The organism is Phyllobacterium myrsinacearum (assembly GCF_014138285.1).
In the GTDB taxonomy this organism is placed as follows: Bacteria; Pseudomonadota; Alphaproteobacteria; order Rhizobiales; family Rhizobiaceae; genus Phyllobacterium; species Phyllobacterium myrsinacearum_A.
The window spans coordinates 591231-607222 of record NZ_JACGXN010000001.1 but is presented as its reverse complement, the minus strand read 5'-3'; the positions used below and the strand labels follow the sequence as shown (position 1 = coordinate 607222).

The 15992-nt window shown below is 58.2% G+C and carries 16 protein-coding genes; 7 read left to right on the top strand and 9 right to left on the bottom strand.

Going from position 1 to position 15992, the window contains the following annotated elements; all coding sequences use genetic code 11:
* Position 1: 1 nt before the first annotated feature.
* The 7 genes from moaB to FHW16_RS03040 form a co-directional block, all read right to left on the bottom strand.
* On the bottom strand, positions 2 to 544 hold the full coding sequence (gene moaB, locus FHW16_RS03070; RefSeq protein WP_182547679.1) for a molybdenum cofactor biosynthesis protein B: 543 nt from the start codon (positions 542 to 544) through the stop codon (positions 2 to 4).
* 2 nt (positions 545 to 546) lie between these two features.
* Positions 547 to 1431 (bottom strand): 4-(cytidine 5'-diphospho)-2-C-methyl-D-erythritol kinase, encoded by an 885-nt coding sequence (locus tag FHW16_RS03065; protein ID WP_182548897.1) that lies wholly within the window; start codon positions 1429 to 1431, stop codon positions 547 to 549.
* Between the two features lie 4 nt (positions 1432 to 1435).
* Complete coding sequence (locus FHW16_RS03060; RefSeq protein ID WP_182547678.1) at positions 1436 to 1621, bottom strand: hypothetical protein; 186 nt, start codon at positions 1619 to 1621, stop codon at positions 1436 to 1438.
* An 86-nt stretch (positions 1622 to 1707) separates the two neighbouring features.
* Positions 1708 to 2565, bottom strand: a complete 858-nt coding sequence (locus FHW16_RS03055) for a S49 family peptidase (protein WP_182547677.1) — start codon at positions 2563 to 2565, stop codon at positions 1708 to 1710.
* 91 nt (positions 2566 to 2656) lie between these two features.
* Positions 2657 to 3430 carry a methyltransferase gene (locus FHW16_RS03050; RefSeq protein WP_182547676.1) on the bottom strand — a complete coding sequence of 258 codons (774 nt, stop codon included), beginning with the start codon at positions 3428 to 3430 and terminating at the stop codon, positions 2657 to 2659.
* Positions 3431 to 3433: 3 nt separating this feature from the next.
* Positions 3434 to 3655 (bottom strand): DUF2007 domain-containing protein, encoded by a 222-nt coding sequence (locus FHW16_RS03045; RefSeq protein WP_182547675.1) that lies wholly within the window; start codon positions 3653 to 3655, stop codon positions 3434 to 3436.
* 47 nt (positions 3656 to 3702) lie between these two features.
* Positions 3703 to 4278, bottom strand: a complete 576-nt coding sequence (locus tag FHW16_RS03040) for a chorismate mutase (protein ID WP_182547674.1) — start codon at positions 4276 to 4278, stop codon at positions 3703 to 3705.
* A 201-nt stretch (positions 4279 to 4479) separates the two neighbouring features.
* Between FHW16_RS03040 and FHW16_RS03035 the strand changes: the two genes are divergently transcribed.
* From FHW16_RS03035 to glyS, 4 genes are all read left to right on the top strand, one after another.
* A complete protein-coding gene (locus tag FHW16_RS03035) occupies positions 4480 to 5496 on the top strand; it encodes a polyprenyl synthetase family protein (protein WP_182547673.1) in 1017 nt (338 codons plus the stop codon).
* Between the two features lie 230 nt (positions 5497 to 5726).
* The gene (locus tag FHW16_RS03030; protein WP_182547672.1) at positions 5727 to 7547 is read left to right on the top strand and encodes a tetratricopeptide repeat protein; all 1821 of its coding nucleotides are present in this window, start codon (positions 5727 to 5729) and stop codon (positions 7545 to 7547) included.
* A gap of 177 nt (positions 7548 to 7724) precedes the next feature.
* The gene (locus FHW16_RS03025; protein WP_182548896.1) at positions 7725 to 8660 is read left to right on the top strand and encodes a glycine--tRNA ligase subunit alpha; all 936 of its coding nucleotides are present in this window, start codon (positions 7725 to 7727) and stop codon (positions 8658 to 8660) included.
* Positions 8660 to 10954 carry a glycine--tRNA ligase subunit beta gene (glyS, locus tag FHW16_RS03020; protein ID WP_182547671.1) on the top strand — a complete coding sequence of 765 codons (2295 nt, stop codon included), beginning with the start codon at positions 8660 to 8662 and terminating at the stop codon, positions 10952 to 10954. Before FHW16_RS03025 ends, glyS begins: the two co-directional genes overlap by 1 nt.
* A gap of 58 nt (positions 10955 to 11012) precedes the next feature.
* Here the strand turns inward: glyS and FHW16_RS03015 are convergent, their stop codons facing one another.
* Positions 11013 to 11438: a hypothetical protein gene (locus FHW16_RS03015; protein WP_182547670.1), complete on the bottom strand. Its 426-nt coding sequence runs from the start codon at positions 11436 to 11438 to the stop codon at positions 11013 to 11015.
* Between the two features lie 167 nt (positions 11439 to 11605).
* Between FHW16_RS03015 and FHW16_RS03010 the strand changes: the two genes are divergently transcribed.
* Positions 11606 to 12598 (top strand): L-threonylcarbamoyladenylate synthase, encoded by a 993-nt coding sequence (locus tag FHW16_RS03010; RefSeq protein WP_182547669.1) that lies wholly within the window; start codon positions 11606 to 11608, stop codon positions 12596 to 12598.
* Positions 12599 to 12603: 5 nt separating this feature from the next.
* Positions 12604 to 14010 (top strand): FAD-binding oxidoreductase, encoded by a 1407-nt coding sequence (locus tag FHW16_RS03005; protein ID WP_182548895.1) that lies wholly within the window; start codon positions 12604 to 12606, stop codon positions 14008 to 14010.
* A gap of 10 nt (positions 14011 to 14020) precedes the next feature.
* Here the strand turns inward: FHW16_RS03005 and FHW16_RS03000 are convergent, their stop codons facing one another.
* Positions 14021 to 15049: a MerR family transcriptional regulator gene (locus FHW16_RS03000; protein ID WP_182547668.1), complete on the bottom strand. Its 1029-nt coding sequence runs from the start codon at positions 15047 to 15049 to the stop codon at positions 14021 to 14023.
* Positions 15050 to 15377: 328 nt separating this feature from the next.
* On the opposite strand from FHW16_RS03000, the gene FHW16_RS02995 reads away from it, so the two are divergent.
* A complete protein-coding gene (locus tag FHW16_RS02995) occupies positions 15378 to 15950 on the top strand; it encodes a DUF6101 family protein (RefSeq protein ID WP_182547667.1) in 573 nt (190 codons plus the stop codon).
* Positions 15951 to 15992: the final 42 nt, after the last annotated feature.

The following is a 15992-nucleotide window of genomic DNA, read 5'->3' as shown; positions in this document are numbered from 1 at the left end:
TTCAACCCCGTTTCAGATGTTCATCCAGCCGTGGCATGATCTCGACGAAATTGCAGGGCATGTGGCGATAGTCGAGCTGGAACTGGAGAATATTGTCCCAGGCATCCTTGCAGGCGCCGGGTGAACCGGGCAGCACAAAAACAAAGGTCGCGTTGACCACGCCGCCAGTCGCGCGCGACTGGATGGTCGACGTGCCTATTTTGTCATAGGAAATGCGGTGAAACACTTCGGAAAAGCCATCCATGCGCTTTTCGAAGATCGGCTCGAGCGCATCAGGCGTCACGTCCCGGCCGGTAAAGCCTGTACCGCCCGTTGTTATCACCACGTCCACATCAGGGTCGTTTGACCATGCGAGCACCTTGTCGCGTATTTTCTCGCGGTCATCGGTGACGATTGCGCGGTGTGCAAGGCGGTGGCCCGCCGCCGTGATGCGGTCAGCCAGTGTGTTGCCGGATTTGTCGTCTTCCAGCGTACGCGTATCGGAAACGGTCAGCACGGCGATGCCGACGGGAACAAAGGGGCGTGTTTCGTCAATGCGGATCAAGATCAGTTCCCTTCCACGGTGGTGCTGGTGGCGACGACAAACCATGAGGGCTGGCTTTGGCGCAGCCGGGTTGCAGCTGTTTCTGCGGTCTCGTCATCAGGATAGATGGCAAAGCAGGTTCCACCCGATCCGGACATACGCGCCATCAGCGGGTTGGTGTCACGCAAAGCCTGCATGCTGTCGTTGATCGAGGGCGCAAGTGTTTCAGTGGCTGCGAAAAGGTGGTTCTCAGTTTGCCCGAGATAAGTGCAGATGTCGTCAAGGCATGTCAGGGATGGCAAGCGGGGCAGAGGTGGATTGTCGCGACGGGCAAGTACGGAAAACACCTGCGGTGTCGAAACAGTCACTCCGTTGTTGACGAGTACCAGAGGCAGTCGCGGAAATGCAGCAATGCGCTCGATGTCTTCGCCGATCCCGCGCGCGATCAGTGTTTCGCCGTGAAGGCACATGGGGACATCGGCGCCAAGAGGCAGGCCAAGTGCAGCCAGTTTCACCGGACTGACGTCGATACCCCACAGAGCAGTCAGCGCGCGCAGGGCCGCAGCTGCATCGCTGGAGCCGCCGCCGATACCTGATGCGACGGGAAGATGTTTTTCCAGATGAATAGCCACAGGTGTCGCCTGCTCGCCGTATTGCCGGCGGAGCGCATCCCGTGCCCGGACGACAAGATTTGTGTCGTCAACGGGAAGCCCCGTGCCATATGGGCCGGACAGGGTAAAAGAATCCGCTGCCGCTTTTCTCACGCTCAGCCGGTCACCAAACCGGGCGAACACGACGAGACTGTCGAGAAGATGGTAACCATCCTCACGTCTGCCGGTCACGTGCAGCGCAAGATTGATCTTGGCCGGAGCAATCAGGCTGATTGTGTGGTCAGGACTGGCAAGCATCGCATCAGTCTTTGCGCAGGTGATATTCACCGGTCTCGGGATCCTGGACCAATGTTCCCTGCGCGCGATTCTGTGCTTCTTTCTCAGCCTCGCGGACGCGTTGTGACACGCGCTGCGCTTCCTTCTTGAACGAACGATAGCCGTAGTAGGCGGCGGCGCCGACAAGAGCAAAAAAGATCAATTGTGGCATCGTCCGTAATCCTCAACTGCCGATATCATTCCTCATCCGTATCAATAGCACGGAGTTTTGGCCTTGCCAAAAAATCCTGCGCCGATTTACAGACCGAAGCGTGACCAGAGAGCCCGTTCCTCGGCTGCGTCCATCAGACCATTGGCCAAACCACTGCCAAGCCCCGCGATCTGCACGCTGGCGGAAGGTATTCTGCGGCCAAACAGGCCACGCGGCTGCGAGATAAGCTTTAGTTTGGTTTTGGGGCCATATTGCGACTGGAGATAGGACCGCATGTCGCCAAGACCATCCACCAGACCGAGTTCAACACCACGTGTTCCCGTCCAGAACTGGCCGGTGAAAAGATCGGTACTGGCGCTCAGCTTGTCGCCGCGCCGGTCCTTGACCAGATTGATGAACGTATCGTGGATTTCAAGCTGCAACGCTTTCAGATGTTCGATATCGGCCTTGTTTTCCGGTTTGAAAGGGTCAAGCGTTGCCTTGTTTTTGCCTGCCGTATAGACACGCCGTTCCACGCCGATCTTCTTGATCAGTTCCGTAAAACCGAAACTCGCGGAGACAACGCCGATCGAGCCGACAATGGATGATGGATCCGCTATGATTTCGTCGCCCGCAACGGCGATCATGTAACCGCCTGAGGCAGCAACATCCTCGACGAAGACATAGACCTTCTTGTTCTTTTCTGCCGCGAGATCGCGGATGCGCCGGTAAATCAGCCGCGACTGCACGGGAGAACCACCCGGCGAATTCACCGAAATCGCCACCGCAGGTGAATCCTTGTCACCAAAGGCCTTTTCCAGAACCGATGCGGCGGATGCAAGGGAGAGATTCTGCCGGAATTGACCGCCGCCAGACATGATGGCGCCGTGCAGGCGAACCACCGGTATCTCCACAAAGTCAGGGCGCCAGCGGCGCGGCAGCAATTTTCGGATCAATCGGGCCAATGCTTTCTCCTTTTGTGCGTCTGCGCACGGGTTTTGGTCATGCGCATGTAAGCGGTGCACATGAAATCACAATGGTACCAAGAGGAAAATGCTACAAAAGTGATGTCAGACCATTGTTTATGGCCGTTGCACGCTCAGTAAATCCGTTGCCCGTCTCGTGGTGCATGATCAGAGCAGGGGCAAGGGTGAGACCGGCACGGCTGCCGCGAATACCTTTGATAATGATACGGATGGCTGCATCTTGCGGTCGTGGCTGTATGGGCACGATAACGAGTCCGCCAAAGCGTCGCTGCAGGGCGTCGAGCAGTTCTGCGATCGAGGTCGGGCGGGCGATGATTGCGAGGGTGCCGCCGGGCTTGACGATGGCGGCAGCCGTGCGAATCCATTGCTCCATCATGCCATCGGTCATGACATGAGCTTCAGCCTTCACCGGATCAGGTGTTGCGCGGTCCGTTGGCCGGTTGAAGGGCGGGTTCATGATCACGAAGTCAAAGCTGTGGTCAGCGAGACCTGCGGCAACGCGTGCCTTGCCGGTGAGGGTGACGTCCGCCTGCAGAAGTGCGGCCCGTGCTTCAAGTGCCGCATTTTCCGGAAGCGCCAGGGAGCGCCGGGCGAAATCGGCCATGAAATCGGAACGTTCGATCAACACGGCTTTGGCTTTGGTGCAGCGGGAAAGGACTGCGAGGCCGGCAGCACCCGCTCCTGCACCAAGATCGGCGACACGGCCGGAAAAATCATTGGGTACGGTGCTGGCGAGCACCATGGCGTCAACGCCGGAACGGTGTCCCTTCACTGCGGGCTGGAGCAGGTGAAACCTGCCGCGATGGAATGCATCCAGCGTGTGAGGCGTATCAGTCGATGGCATGATTCAGCCGCGCAGCTCGCGCTCGAGGCAGGCGTCTTTCAACAGTTGCCGGGCTCCATCCTCCCGGTCAGCGTCGACCAGGACGCGGCGCGCGATAATACCTACCGAACCCTCAAGAATGCTCATGTTGGAATCGGCAATAAAGTGCCGGATGCCCGCATCCTTCAGCAGTGATTCGACGAAGGAGAGCAGCACCGGATCGTTCGTGCGCATGATTTCAATCATGAAGGTGCCCGTTCGGTTTGAGGTTGCGAGAATTCTTATACAGCCGCTTATGGCTTTTTCACAGCCGTATCGGCAACACAGATGCCAGCGAGTGCCCGGTCGAGTGCAACGGAATGCAACCTGTCGAGTTTTTGCGTGACGACGACGTTGCCCGCGGCCTTTGCCAGACTGGCAGGGCAATCCTTGTTTTCCCGCAGACCGGAAACCACGTCCAGTTCGTGCACAAGCGTTTCGGTGTAGCGGGCAAGAGTCGGACGGATCTCTTTCACCAGATCCGGCCGTATTGTATCCGGAGCGCGCCCGTTGCGATGCCAGTCGGCTAAAAGCGTATACTGGATAAGCTTGTTTGCCTCGATCTGGTTGGCGAAAAAGGTCCGCAGGAGCGCCGGGTCAAGTCTTTGAGCATCGGGCAAGGCCGCTACACCAGAGATCACCTTGGCTTCCTGTTCCTTGTCCTCCACAGGTTTGCCAGTATCCCATTTCGAGAGGGCAACCTTGTCGGCAAATTGCAGCCGTCCGGCAACGGCCTCCGCCAGCCTGTCAAACGAAGGCGTTTGTGCAGAAACGGAATTGCAGGACAGGGCCAGAACAAGAGCCATCAGGCAGCGATGAGTGACTTTCATGAAACGGGTCCTTTCAAAATTGCAGGGGTAACCCCATCTGCATCATGTCGACCGATGGTCAGGAATAACGCTGGTATATAGGGCGGCCCTATCACGAATTTGTAACCCGTGCCATTTTTGCGCGCCAATTCGCCGCTTGCGGGTTATAGGCTGTCAAAATAAGGTGTCGCCGCATTATGCGAGAAGTTTAGGAGTTTCGTTTTGGGCGTTGTTGTCAGTCTGGACGATAAGAAGAACAGCACGGGATCGGTGCAACCGCTGATCGATCTTACCAAGGCCGACATGGCCCGTGTCAATGAATTGATCCTGTCCAAGGCGGGTTCTGATGTCGAGATGATTCCCGAAGTGGCGAACCATCTGATCTCGTCAGGGGGCAAGCGCCTGCGCCCGATGATCACGCTCGCTGCGGCCCGCATGTTCGGCTATGAGGGCGATGGGCACGTGAAGCTCGCCACCAGCGTCGAATTCATGCATACGGCAACGCTGTTGCACGATGATGTCGTTGACGAGAGCGACCTGCGACGCGGCAAGAGTACCGCCCGCATGATCTGGGGTAATCAGGCCAGCGTTCTGGTTGGCGATTTCCTGCTCGGTCAGGCTTTCAAAATGATGGTTGATGTGGGTTCGCTCGAAGCGCTGGATGTGCTGGCAACCTCCGCCTCTGTCATCGCCGAGGGCGAAGTCATGCAGCTTGCGGCGGCAAAGAATCTCGAAACAACGGAAGATGAATATCTGGCAGTGATCAAGGCCAAGACCGCTGCGCTGTTTTCAGCGGCCGCGGAGGTGGGGCCGATCATTGCATCGTCTTCACGCACTGACCGTCAGGCGCTGCGCTCCTATGGTCTCAATCTTGGCCTCGCCTTCCAACTGGTCGATGACGCGCTGGATTATGGCGGCAACGCCAAGGATCTGGGCAAGAATACCGGTGACGATTTCCGCGAAGGCAAGATCACCCTGCCGGTTGTTCTGACCTATCGGCGCGGCACGGCGGAAGAACGCCTGTTCTGGAAACAGGCGCTCGAAAACGGAGCCAATGACGACAAGGCGCTGGAAAAGGCCAAGGGATTGATGACGCGCTATGGCGCGCTCAGCGATACGATCCAGCGCGCCCGGCACTTTGGCGGCATTGCCCGTGATGCGTTGGCCCCGCTTGATCAGTCCCCGCAGAAGGATGCGCTTCTGGAAGTCATCGATTTTTGCATCAGCCGGGTTAATTGATCAATACGAGTGGTCCGATTCTGACATTTGCATCCCGTTGACACAAGCCATTCAGGCAAATGTCAGAATCAAAGGATCACTAGGTGAGATACCACCCGCTTCGCGATGCGGTTGGCTTGTACCTCGAATTCTCTCAATCAAACTTGAGCGAGGACCGTAAAAAGGCCATGCTTTTCTTGAGGATTCGGGTGATCATTTCATAATGACGACAATGAAGAGGGATTTTGCATATGCAGCGCAGTAAATTGCTTGGCTCCGTTATGGGCGCAACACTCGCTGCCTTGTCCATCGGAATCGTTCCCGTGACCGCGGCTACCGGCAAGGACCCGGTGATGGCGACCGGTTCATTGTCCGGTGCTTTCCTCTCTGCCCGCACCGCGGAACGCAGCAATGATTTCGACAGTGCCATTTCTTTTTACCGGCAGGCTCTTGCCTATGACCCCAAGAACCAGGAGTTGCGCCAGAGCCTTCTTCTCGTGCTTTTGACCGATGGTCAGTTCAAGGAAGCCCTGCCGATTGCCGAGGAGCTGAAATCTGTTCCCGAGATCGAGCGTTTCTCACGTCTGGCACTTGGCATCGATGCACTGAACAAGAAGCAGTATCAGAAGGTCGATACCTTGATGATGCTGTCGCTGCAGTCCGATCTCGACAAGATGATCACCGGCCTGATTTCCGCCTGGGCCAAGGCCGGGGCGGGCAAGCCCAACGAAGCGCTTGCCATGATCAGCAAGTTGCAGGGCCCGGACGGTTTCGCTCTGTTCAAGATCTACAATTCTGCGCTGATTGCCGATATGGCCGGGCAGAAGGACAAGGCTGCCGCGTTCTACCAGAGCGCGCTTGAGGATCGCCCCAGTCTGGCCGCTGCACCGGATACCTATGAACGGCTGGTGGAAGCCTATGCCTCGTTCAAGGTGCGCAACGGCGACAAGGCCGGCGCGGAAGGGTTGATCAAGGATGCATCGGAAGTACTGTCCGGCCGTATGGTGCTGGCTGAATTCGGCAAGCAGCTTTCAGCAGCCAAGACGACCAGGCCGCTGGTTCAGACGCCGCAGCAGGGCGCGGCGGAAGTGCTTTATACGTTGGCCACCGCGATCAACCGCAGTGGGGCAGAAGCATTTTCCAAGCTCTATCTACAGATGTCGCTGCCGCTGCGTCCTGAACATGATGCAACACTTTTCCAGATCGGTGATATCAGCGCAAAGCTGGAGCAGCCGGAAAAAGCCGTCGAATACTTCAAGCGCATTCCGTCGGATTCGGCCTATAGCCGCGATGCGGAAATGCAGATCGCCATCAATCTGGCCATTCTGAAGCGCAATGACGAGGCGATCACGCATCTCAACGGCCTTCTGAATGCGGATCCGAAGGATATCCGGACCTATCTTGCCATTGGCAGCATTTATGCGCAGGACAAAAACTATGCCAAGGCCGCCGAAACCTATGACAAGGCGGTTGCGGCCATCGATAACCCCGAACGCAACGACTGGATGATCTTCTACCAACGCGGCATCGCCTATGAGCGGCTGAAGCAGTGGGACAAGGCAGAGCCGAATTTCACCAAGGCGCTTGAACTTTATCCTGATCAGCCGCAGGTGCAGAACTATCTCGGCTATTCGTGGATCGATATGAACGTCAAGCTGGAGCAGGGGCTGGATCTTATCAAGAAGGCAGTCGCCTCCCGTCCGCAGGATGGTTACATCGTCGACTCCCTTGGCTGGGCCTATTACCGCCTGGGCAATTATGCCGATGCGGTCATCCAGCTTGAACAGGCTGTGAAGTTGCGTCCGGAAGATGCGACCATCAATGACCATCTGGGCGATGCTTACTGGCGTGCCGGGCGCAAGCTGGAAGCAACGTTCCAGTGGGCCCATGCGCGCGATTCCAAGCCGGAACCGGAAGATCTGGTCAAGATCGAGGAAAAGCTGAAGAACGGCCTTCCCGATGAAAAGGAACCGGGGGTTGCCAAGAACGGCGGTGAAGCTCCGAAACCGCCAGTCGCCCCCGCGCCGCAACCTGAACCCGCGCCAGCCCCGGCACCTGGCAACAAGGGTTAACCGCTCTTCATTGCAGGAATGCCCGCGCATTCCTGCAATTCATCCCGTTGCGGGTCTGTGAAAGCTGCTGCCGGGACGTCCTTTCTCTTGACCGGCCAGACGGCACGCCTTAGGACGTGCACTCCATTTCCGTTCGTCAAAAAGGCCTGTCCGGTGACCGTCCCATTGCCCGATCATATGCATCCGACCCGTTCGTTCCAGGGTCTCATCCTGACGCTCCATAATTATTGGGCACAGCACGGTTGCGTTATCCTGCAACCCTACGACATGGAAGTCGGGGCGGGTACGTTCCATCCGGCGACGACGCTGCGTTCACTTGGCCCCAAGCCATGGAAGGCTGCCTATGTGCAACCATCACGCCGTCCCAAAGATGGCCGTTACGGCGAGAACCCCAACCGCTTGCAGCATTATTACCAGTATCAGGTAATCATGAAACCATCGCCGGCGAACTTGCAGGAGCTTTATCTCGGCTCGCTCGCGGCGATCGGCCTTGACCCGCTGCTGCACGATGTCCGCTTCGTCGAGGATGATTGGGAAAGCCCGACGCTCGGCGCCTGGGGTCTCGGCTGGGAATGCTGGTGCGACGGCATGGAAGTCTCGCAGTTCACCTATTTCCAGCAGGTCTGCGGCATTGAATGCGCGCCGGTTTCGGGCGAGCTGACCTATGGTCTTGAGCGCCTTGCCATGTATATCCAGGGCGTCGACAGCATCTATGACCTGAATTTCAATGGCCTTGAGGGCGATGAAAAGGTCACCTATGGCGACGTCTTCCTGCAGGCTGAACAGGAATATTCACGGCATAATTTTGAACACGCCAATACCTCGGTCCTGTTGCGGCATTTCGAGGATGCAGAGGCCGAGTGCGCGGCGCTTCTGCGCGCCGGTGCGCCCAAGGACGGCGACAACAGCCCGGTGCACCGTATGGTCCTGCCAGCCTATGACCAGTGCATCAAGGCTTCGCACGCCTTCAACCTGCTCGATGCGCGTGGTGTGATCTCGGTTACCGAGCGGCAAAGCTATATTCTGCGGGTGCGCAATCTTGCCCGCCAGTGCGGTGAGGCTTTCCTTTTGACCGAAGCCGGCGGCGTCAATTTCAAGAGTGAGTCCGTATAATGCCTGATCTTTTGCTCGAACTTCGCTCGGAAGAAATCCCGGCTCGCATGCAGCGCAAGGCTGCGGGCGATCTGAAGAAGCTTGTCACCGATGGCCTCGTCGAGGCTGGCCTGACCTATGAGGCTGCTGGCGACTATTGGACCCCGCGCCGGCTGACACTGGATGTTCGCGGGCTCACCGCGCGCTCGAAAGACGTGCACGAAGACCGCAAGGGCCCAAGTGTGAGCGCGCCGGAAGCAGCTATCGCTGGTTTTCTTCGCTCAGCCGGCCTCACGGACATTTCGCAGGCTCATGTGCATACCGATCCGAAGAAGGGCGATTTCTACGTTGCCCATCTGACGAAGCCGGGCCGGGCGGCTGAAGAAATCATCGCTGAACTCCTGCCGAAGATCATTCGCGAATTCCCATGGCCGAAATCCATGCGCTGGGGTGCCGCGTCCGCAAGGGCTGGAAGCCTGCGCTGGGTGCGTCCGCTCCAGTCGATCGTGTGCACTTTTGGCGGAGAAACCGAAGAGCCGGTTGTCGTCGATTTCGAGGTGAGCGGCGTGCGGTCCGGCAATGTCACCTACGGCCACCGGTTCTTGAGCGATGGCGAGCCGATCACCGTGCGTCGCTACGATGATTATGTTGCCAAGCTGGAGAAGGCAAAAGTCGTTCTTGATGCCGATCGCCGCAAGGAGATCATTCTGTCGGATGCACAGAACATTGCTTTTGCGTCTGGCCTTGAACTGGTTGAGGACGAGGGCCTGCTGGAAGAGGTGTCAGGTCTTGTCGAATGGCCTGTCGTCTTGATGGGTGAGTTCGAAGAAAAATTCCTTGCCATTCCGCCGGAAGTTATTCGCCTGACCATCAAGACCAACCAGAAGTGCTTCGTCACCCGCAAGTCGGGCGAGACAGACAAACTGTCCAACAAGTTCATTCTTGTGTCGAATATCGTGGCCAGCGACGGTGGCAGGGAGATTGCTTATGGCAATGGCAAGGTCGTGCGTGCCCGACTTTCTGATGCGCTGTACTTCTGGACGACAGATCAGCACGATCTGCCGGATATGGAGAAGCTCGCGGCGGCTGCCATCCGTTTTGACCTCGATCTGAGCAAGCCGCTCGACCAGCGCATGGCGCGGCTCGATGCATTCAATGTCACCTTCCATGCCAAGCTCGGCACGCAGGGTGAACGTGTCACCCGGATCAAGGCACTGGCCCGGGAAATCGCTCCGCTTGTAAGGGCTGATCCGGTTCTGGCAGCCCGAGCTGCGGTTCTGGCCAAGGCCGACCTCACGACGGAGATCGTCGGCGAGTTTCCCGAGTTACAGGGCGGCATGGGCCGTAAATATGCGTTGCTGCAGAACGAGCATCCTTCGGTTGCGGCCGCGGTTGAAGAACATTACAAGCCGCAGGGGCCGTCTGATTTCGTGCCCAGCGATCCTGTCTCTGTTGCCGTCGCGCTTGCTGACAAGCTCGATACGCTTGTGGGTTTCTGGGCCATTGATGAAAAGCCGACAGGCTCGAAGGACCCGTATGCGCTGCGCCGTGCTGCCCTTGGTGTCATCCGTTTGCTGCTTTCGAGTGATTGGCAGATAGAACTTCTTCCCGTGTTCCAGTCCGCTTTCGGACAGTTGCGCGAAGAGACAATCGAAAAGCACGTCGAACGCTACGAGGCCCATCAGGCTGCACAGAACTCCGGCGATGTGGATGGTGAGGAAGATGTCACCAATGCCATATCAGGTTTCGAAAAGCGCCTGCGCGGCGAGGTTGCCGAAAGCGCGCAACCGGTTCTGCTTGATCTTCTGGCATTCTTCCATGAACGCCTGAAAGTGCATCTGCGTGATCTCGGCGCGCGCCATGATCTGATTGATGCGGTGCTGACAGACGATGCCGACAACCTGCTTCTGATTGCCCGCCGCGTCGAGGCGCTGGTCGTCTACCTTAATTCGGAAGAGGGCAAAAATCTGCTGGCCGGTACCAAGCGCGCGGCCAACATCCTGAATGCCGAAGAGAAGAAGGGCACCACGGTTTCCGACGCCGTTGACAGCGCTCTGCTCACGCTTGATGCGGAAAAGAAGCTGTTTTCTGCGGTGAACGAGGCCGAGAAAGATGCAGCGCAGGCAATTCAAAAGCAGGATTTTTCCGGCGCGATGATTGCACTGAGTGCCCTGCGCGAGCCGGTCGATGCATTTTTTGAAGATGTGCTGGTGAATGACGAGAATCCCGCCGTTCGGGCCAATCGTCTTGCTTTGCTTGCCCGCATCCGCACGGCTACGAACACCGTCGCAGACTTTTCGAAGATCGCTGGATAATCAACAGACAGGCGCGAAAACATCGCGCCTGTCTGCATTGGCTGAATAGAAGCCAGTCCTATTGCATGCTGGCGCGCAGCGGAGTCGCCTCGACGGCGAGTAGTCCATTCGCTGGGGCTGGCACGGCTGGTTCCGGTGTGGCCGGGATTTGCGCAACTGGCGTCGCACCTGATGCTGGCAAGGTTGCCGCATTGGCGGCCATCAACGAAGCTGGTTTGGGCTCATTGCCCTGAAGGCGGGCCATGTATTGGCGTGAGCGTTCCCGTCGCTCCATATAGGCCTGAAGCTTTGCCGCCTCAGCCGCGCGCTGCTCTATGCAGGGTGTGCAGACTGGATTGCCGTCGGCATCAAAACTGTCATAGCCGACATAGGTTACCGAGTTTGGCCGGGCTGACGGACCTTTGAGCTTGATGGACTCTCCTGCGTGCGCAAGGGCAGGCGCAAAGAGGGCAACAGCAATAATGGCAAGCAGACGGCGGAACATGCGGCTCTATCCTTGTTGACCGCCCAGCTTTATCAGCCAAACCTTGCCAATCTTTACCATCGATGGATTCAATTTTACGCATCACCTCATACGGTGAGTTCATCAGCGCAGACTTGCGGCGAGCCCCACCGATCATATAAGCAGGGCGCACTATCGGAGATGCACCTTTGGCCGAGACAATAGCACCAGATGAACAGGCAATTCTCAAGGCGGCCCAGACGCTGGCTGCGGGCAAGCTCGTCGCTATTCCGACCGAGACCGTTTACGGCCTCGCCGCCGATGCCACGAACGGCGATGCTGTTGCCGGTATTTTTGAGGCGAAGGGCAGGCCACATTTCAATCCACTGATCTGCCACGTCTCGGATATCGCCATGGCGGAACGCTATGCGGTGATCGATCCTCTGTCACGCAAGCTGATGGATGCGTTCTGGCCGGGTCCTTTGACATTGGTCCTGCCGCTGCGGCCCGACACGCATATTCATCCTCTGGTGGCCGCTGGTCTCGATACGGTTGCGCTGCGCATGCCACGCGGTATTGCCGGAAAGATTATTGCTGCCCTCGGTCATCCGCTGGCTGCTCCCAGCGCCAACACATCGGGCAGGATCAGCGGCACCAGCGCGCAGGCGGTCGCCGATGATCTCGGCAGCAAAATAGCACTGATCCTTGATGCCGGTCCTTCCGAGGTCGGGCTGGAGTCGACCATCGTCAAGGTTGATGGTGATGCGGTCCTGCTTTTGCGCCCGGGCGGACTTGCCGCCGAAGATATCGAAGCTCTGATCGGCGGGTCATTGCAACGCATGGACCAGCGCGCCGCTATCGAAGCGCCCGGCATGATGGCCTCGCATTACGCTCCATCAGCCGGTGTGCGTCTGAACGTGCATGAGGTACGCGATGGCGAGGCGCTGCTGGCCTTTGGGCCCGATCGTGCTGCGGATGCCCACAGGGCAAGCGCCCGGCTTAATCTCAGCGAGACCGGCAATCTGCGCGAGGCTGCCACCAATCTTTTCGATTTCATGAAGCGTCTCGACCGCCTTGGCGGTGCCGTGATTGCCGTCGAACCGATCCCCTTCACCGGACTGGGCGAAGCCATCAATGACCGCCTTGTCCGCGCCGCGGCGCCGCGCGTGCCTCCCATAGAAGAGTTGGAACAGATCAAATGACCCTGATGCCAGAGCTTATTGCCCGTTTCACAGCCATCGTCGGCGAGAAGAACGCTTTGCAGGATACACACGACATCGAACCCTATCTCATCGAACCCAGGGAAAAGTTCGGCGGCAAGACGGCGCTGGTCCTGCGGCCGTCCACCGTGGAAGAAGTCTCGGCAATTCTGAAACTGGCCACCGAGACCGCAACAGCTATCGTGCCGCAGGGCGGCAATACCGGACTTGTCGGCGGCCAGATGCCCGATGAGACAGGCCAGCAGGTCATCCTGTCACTGTCGCGTCTGAACAAGATCCGCTCCGTCGAGCCTGCAGGTAATCTCATTATTGTCGAGGCCGGTGTCGTTCTGCAGAAATTGCAGGAAGCGGCTGAGAAGGCTGGCCGTCTGTTTCCGCTTTCGCTGGGGTCGGAAGGCTCCTGCCAGATCGGCGGCAACCTTTCCTCCAATGCGGGCGGCACGGCGGTTCTGGCCTATGGCAACACCCGCGAGCTTTGCCTCGGTGTCGAGGTGGTCCTGCCAACGGGCGAGATTCTCAACGATCTGCGCTACGTCAAGAAGGACAATACCGGCTACGACCTCAAGGACCTGTTCGTTGGCGCGGAAGGCACTCTTGGCGTGATTACCGCAGCGGTGATGAAGCTCTTTCCGCTGCCCAAGGGCAAGGGCGTTGCCTATGCGGGCCTGAACAGTCCTGATGACGCGCTGAAGCTGCTGGCACTGGCGCAGAGCCATGCGGGTGCGGCGCTCACCGGTTTTGAACTGATGCCGCGCATCGGTGTCGAGTTTTCGGTTGCGCATACGGAAGGCGTGCGCGATCCGCTGCAGGGCGTGCACAACTGGTATGTATTGATTGATATCTCGTCGTCGCGCTCCGCCGAAGATGCACGTGCGACCATCGAGGCCATTCTGACGGAAGGATTTGAGGCGGGACTGGTCGAAGATGCCACGATCGCTGACAGCACCGCCCAGGAAAAATCCTTCTGGCATATGCGCGAAGCCATGTCGATGGCGCAGAAACCCGAAGGCGGCTCGATCAAGCACGACATATCCGTGCCCGTGGCGCGCATTCCGGAGTTCATTGCTGAGGCCGATGCTGCTGTGCTTGAGATGATACCCGGGGCACGCATCGTGTCCTTCGGTCACATGGGCGATGGCAACCTGCATTATAACATTACCCAGCCCATCGGTGCCGATAAGGAAGCCTTCCTTGCACGCTGGGGCGAGGTCAATGCCCGTGTGCATGGGATCGTCCGCTCCTATAAAGGTTCGATCTCGGCCGAACACGGTATTGGTCAGCTGAAGCGCAAGGAACTGTCGGAAACCAAATCGCCGGTGGCGCTCGATCTGATGCGTCGCATCAAGACATCATTTGATCCGGCTGGGATCATGAACCCCGGCAAGGTGATCTGATCCGTTTCGCTCAAGCCACCCGAGGGCGCCAAGCAATGACGCCTTCGGTGCGTGCCCGCACCTCGGGCGAGCCCAGGCAACTGGCAACGGCCTCATAGCCTGGCGTACCCGGATAAGGAGCCACCCGTATGGGTGGACTGTGGTTGGCCGGGCAGAAGAGGATCGTCTCGTCCAATGGTACGGCACTCAGGTCCAGAATCGCACTGGACCGTGTCATCAGGAACAGGGAAGGGGAATCCGGCGCACGCCGCCGGAGATAGGCGATCAATGCTTCCTGCGACGCTTGGTCAAGCCCCTGTTCCACCATATCGACAACCAGAATGGCCGATATTGTGGACTCCATCGCGACAAGCAGTGCAATCAGCGCTGGTGAGGCCGTGGCGCCGTCATCAACGAGCCAAGCCAAGGCTTGATCTACCCGAAGCTTGAGAGCTGGGTCCACGTCGATCCGCGATTTCCCGTTGCCGCCGGCCGATCGCTCCAATCCGATATAAGCGGCGTCCGGCAGCGCCGTTGCTATGGCAATTGCCAGTCGTGTTTTGCCACTGCCCAGCGGGCCGATGATGTAATTGAGAGGCCGGATATCGGAAAGCTCGAAGCGTTCACCGCCCCATGGCCACGGAAGATCAAAAGCAATAACCGTTTCGGAAGCAGGTCGCATCAACTGTGCAATCTGTCCGGCAGTCGGTACGTGGCCCGCAGTAAGGTTCGCCCGTATGGCTCGTACCTTGTCAACTGTCCCGGCGAGCTGACGGACCTGACTTTCGAGCATCGCCTGATGGGCGGCCAGCGCCGGTTTAAGCGCCTCCGGATCCCCCTTGAGAACGCGTGTGACCTCTGCAAGGCTCAGACCCAATTGACGTAGAGCAGCGATCTCGGCAGCGCGATCCATCTCGGTTGGCCCGTAAATTCTCCAACCGGCCTGCGTGCGGAGGGGCTGGATCAGGCCGCGTTGTTCATAGAGGCGCAGGGCTTTGGCGGATACGCCGAGCCGTCTCGCCGCCTCGGAAGGGTTCAGGAACTGTGCGGAAGAATTCACGACTCACCTCGTTCGTTGTTGACCGCTCTCCTTATCGAGGTGGCCCCAAGGGCCGGGTCAAGTCCATGCCCCGGTAATTGACCAGTTTAGGGTCGAAGAGGGCGTTCCGTCAGTCTTTTGTTTATCTCTCTTTTTGAAACCTTACCGATGGTCGAATTTCGATAACCATTCCCCGCGATGAGAAATAGTTAACCGCGTTCGTTAAGCGGAAGCGGGGGGATTGGCGCCTATTGTTTCCCCATACGAGACCAGAAAATGGTCCGCTCTACAGGGAAATACAAAAGAGAAGACCGGAAAATCGGCTCTCAGGATCGACAGAAGGCGTCACATGAAAAAAACCGGAGCAAAGCCGGTTTGGGCAGGCCAGGAATTTCGGCTCGACCCATTCCACCTGCCACAGACCGTAACCTACGCCACACGCGATGATCGTGGCGACATCACCTTCTCGCTGCATGAGCGGGGCGCGGTGGTCAAGCGGGTGCTGCCAAACAGCCATCTGCCGGTATCACTCGCTTTGCCAGCCTGCGCTTTCCAGGGGGTTACAGCCCGCGCAACCGAAGATGAGCTCGGTGATATCACCGTGACGCTCGAACTGATGCACAGTGATCCGCATCTTTCGGTGCCATTGCTGGTCGCGCATGATCTCAATGACATTGCTGCGGACTGGCGTGCGTGGTCGGCACTGTTCAAACTGCCAATGATGCTGGTCGAAGCAGATGGCGAAGCCCGGCAGCTTGAACAGAGCATCGGCCCGGTCGCCGTGGGTGAGCCAGTGGAACGTCGCCAGGGCCGCGAACCTAGCCGCCGCCGGCCGCGCTTTCTGGCTCGCCGCAAGATGGGCAATCTCGGATTGCGTCTCGTTGTTGGTGGTGAGGAAATCATCACTTCAGGCAGCCGCTAAACAATCCCCTTGCTTGTGTTTCCTTCATGCAGCTGTGACATT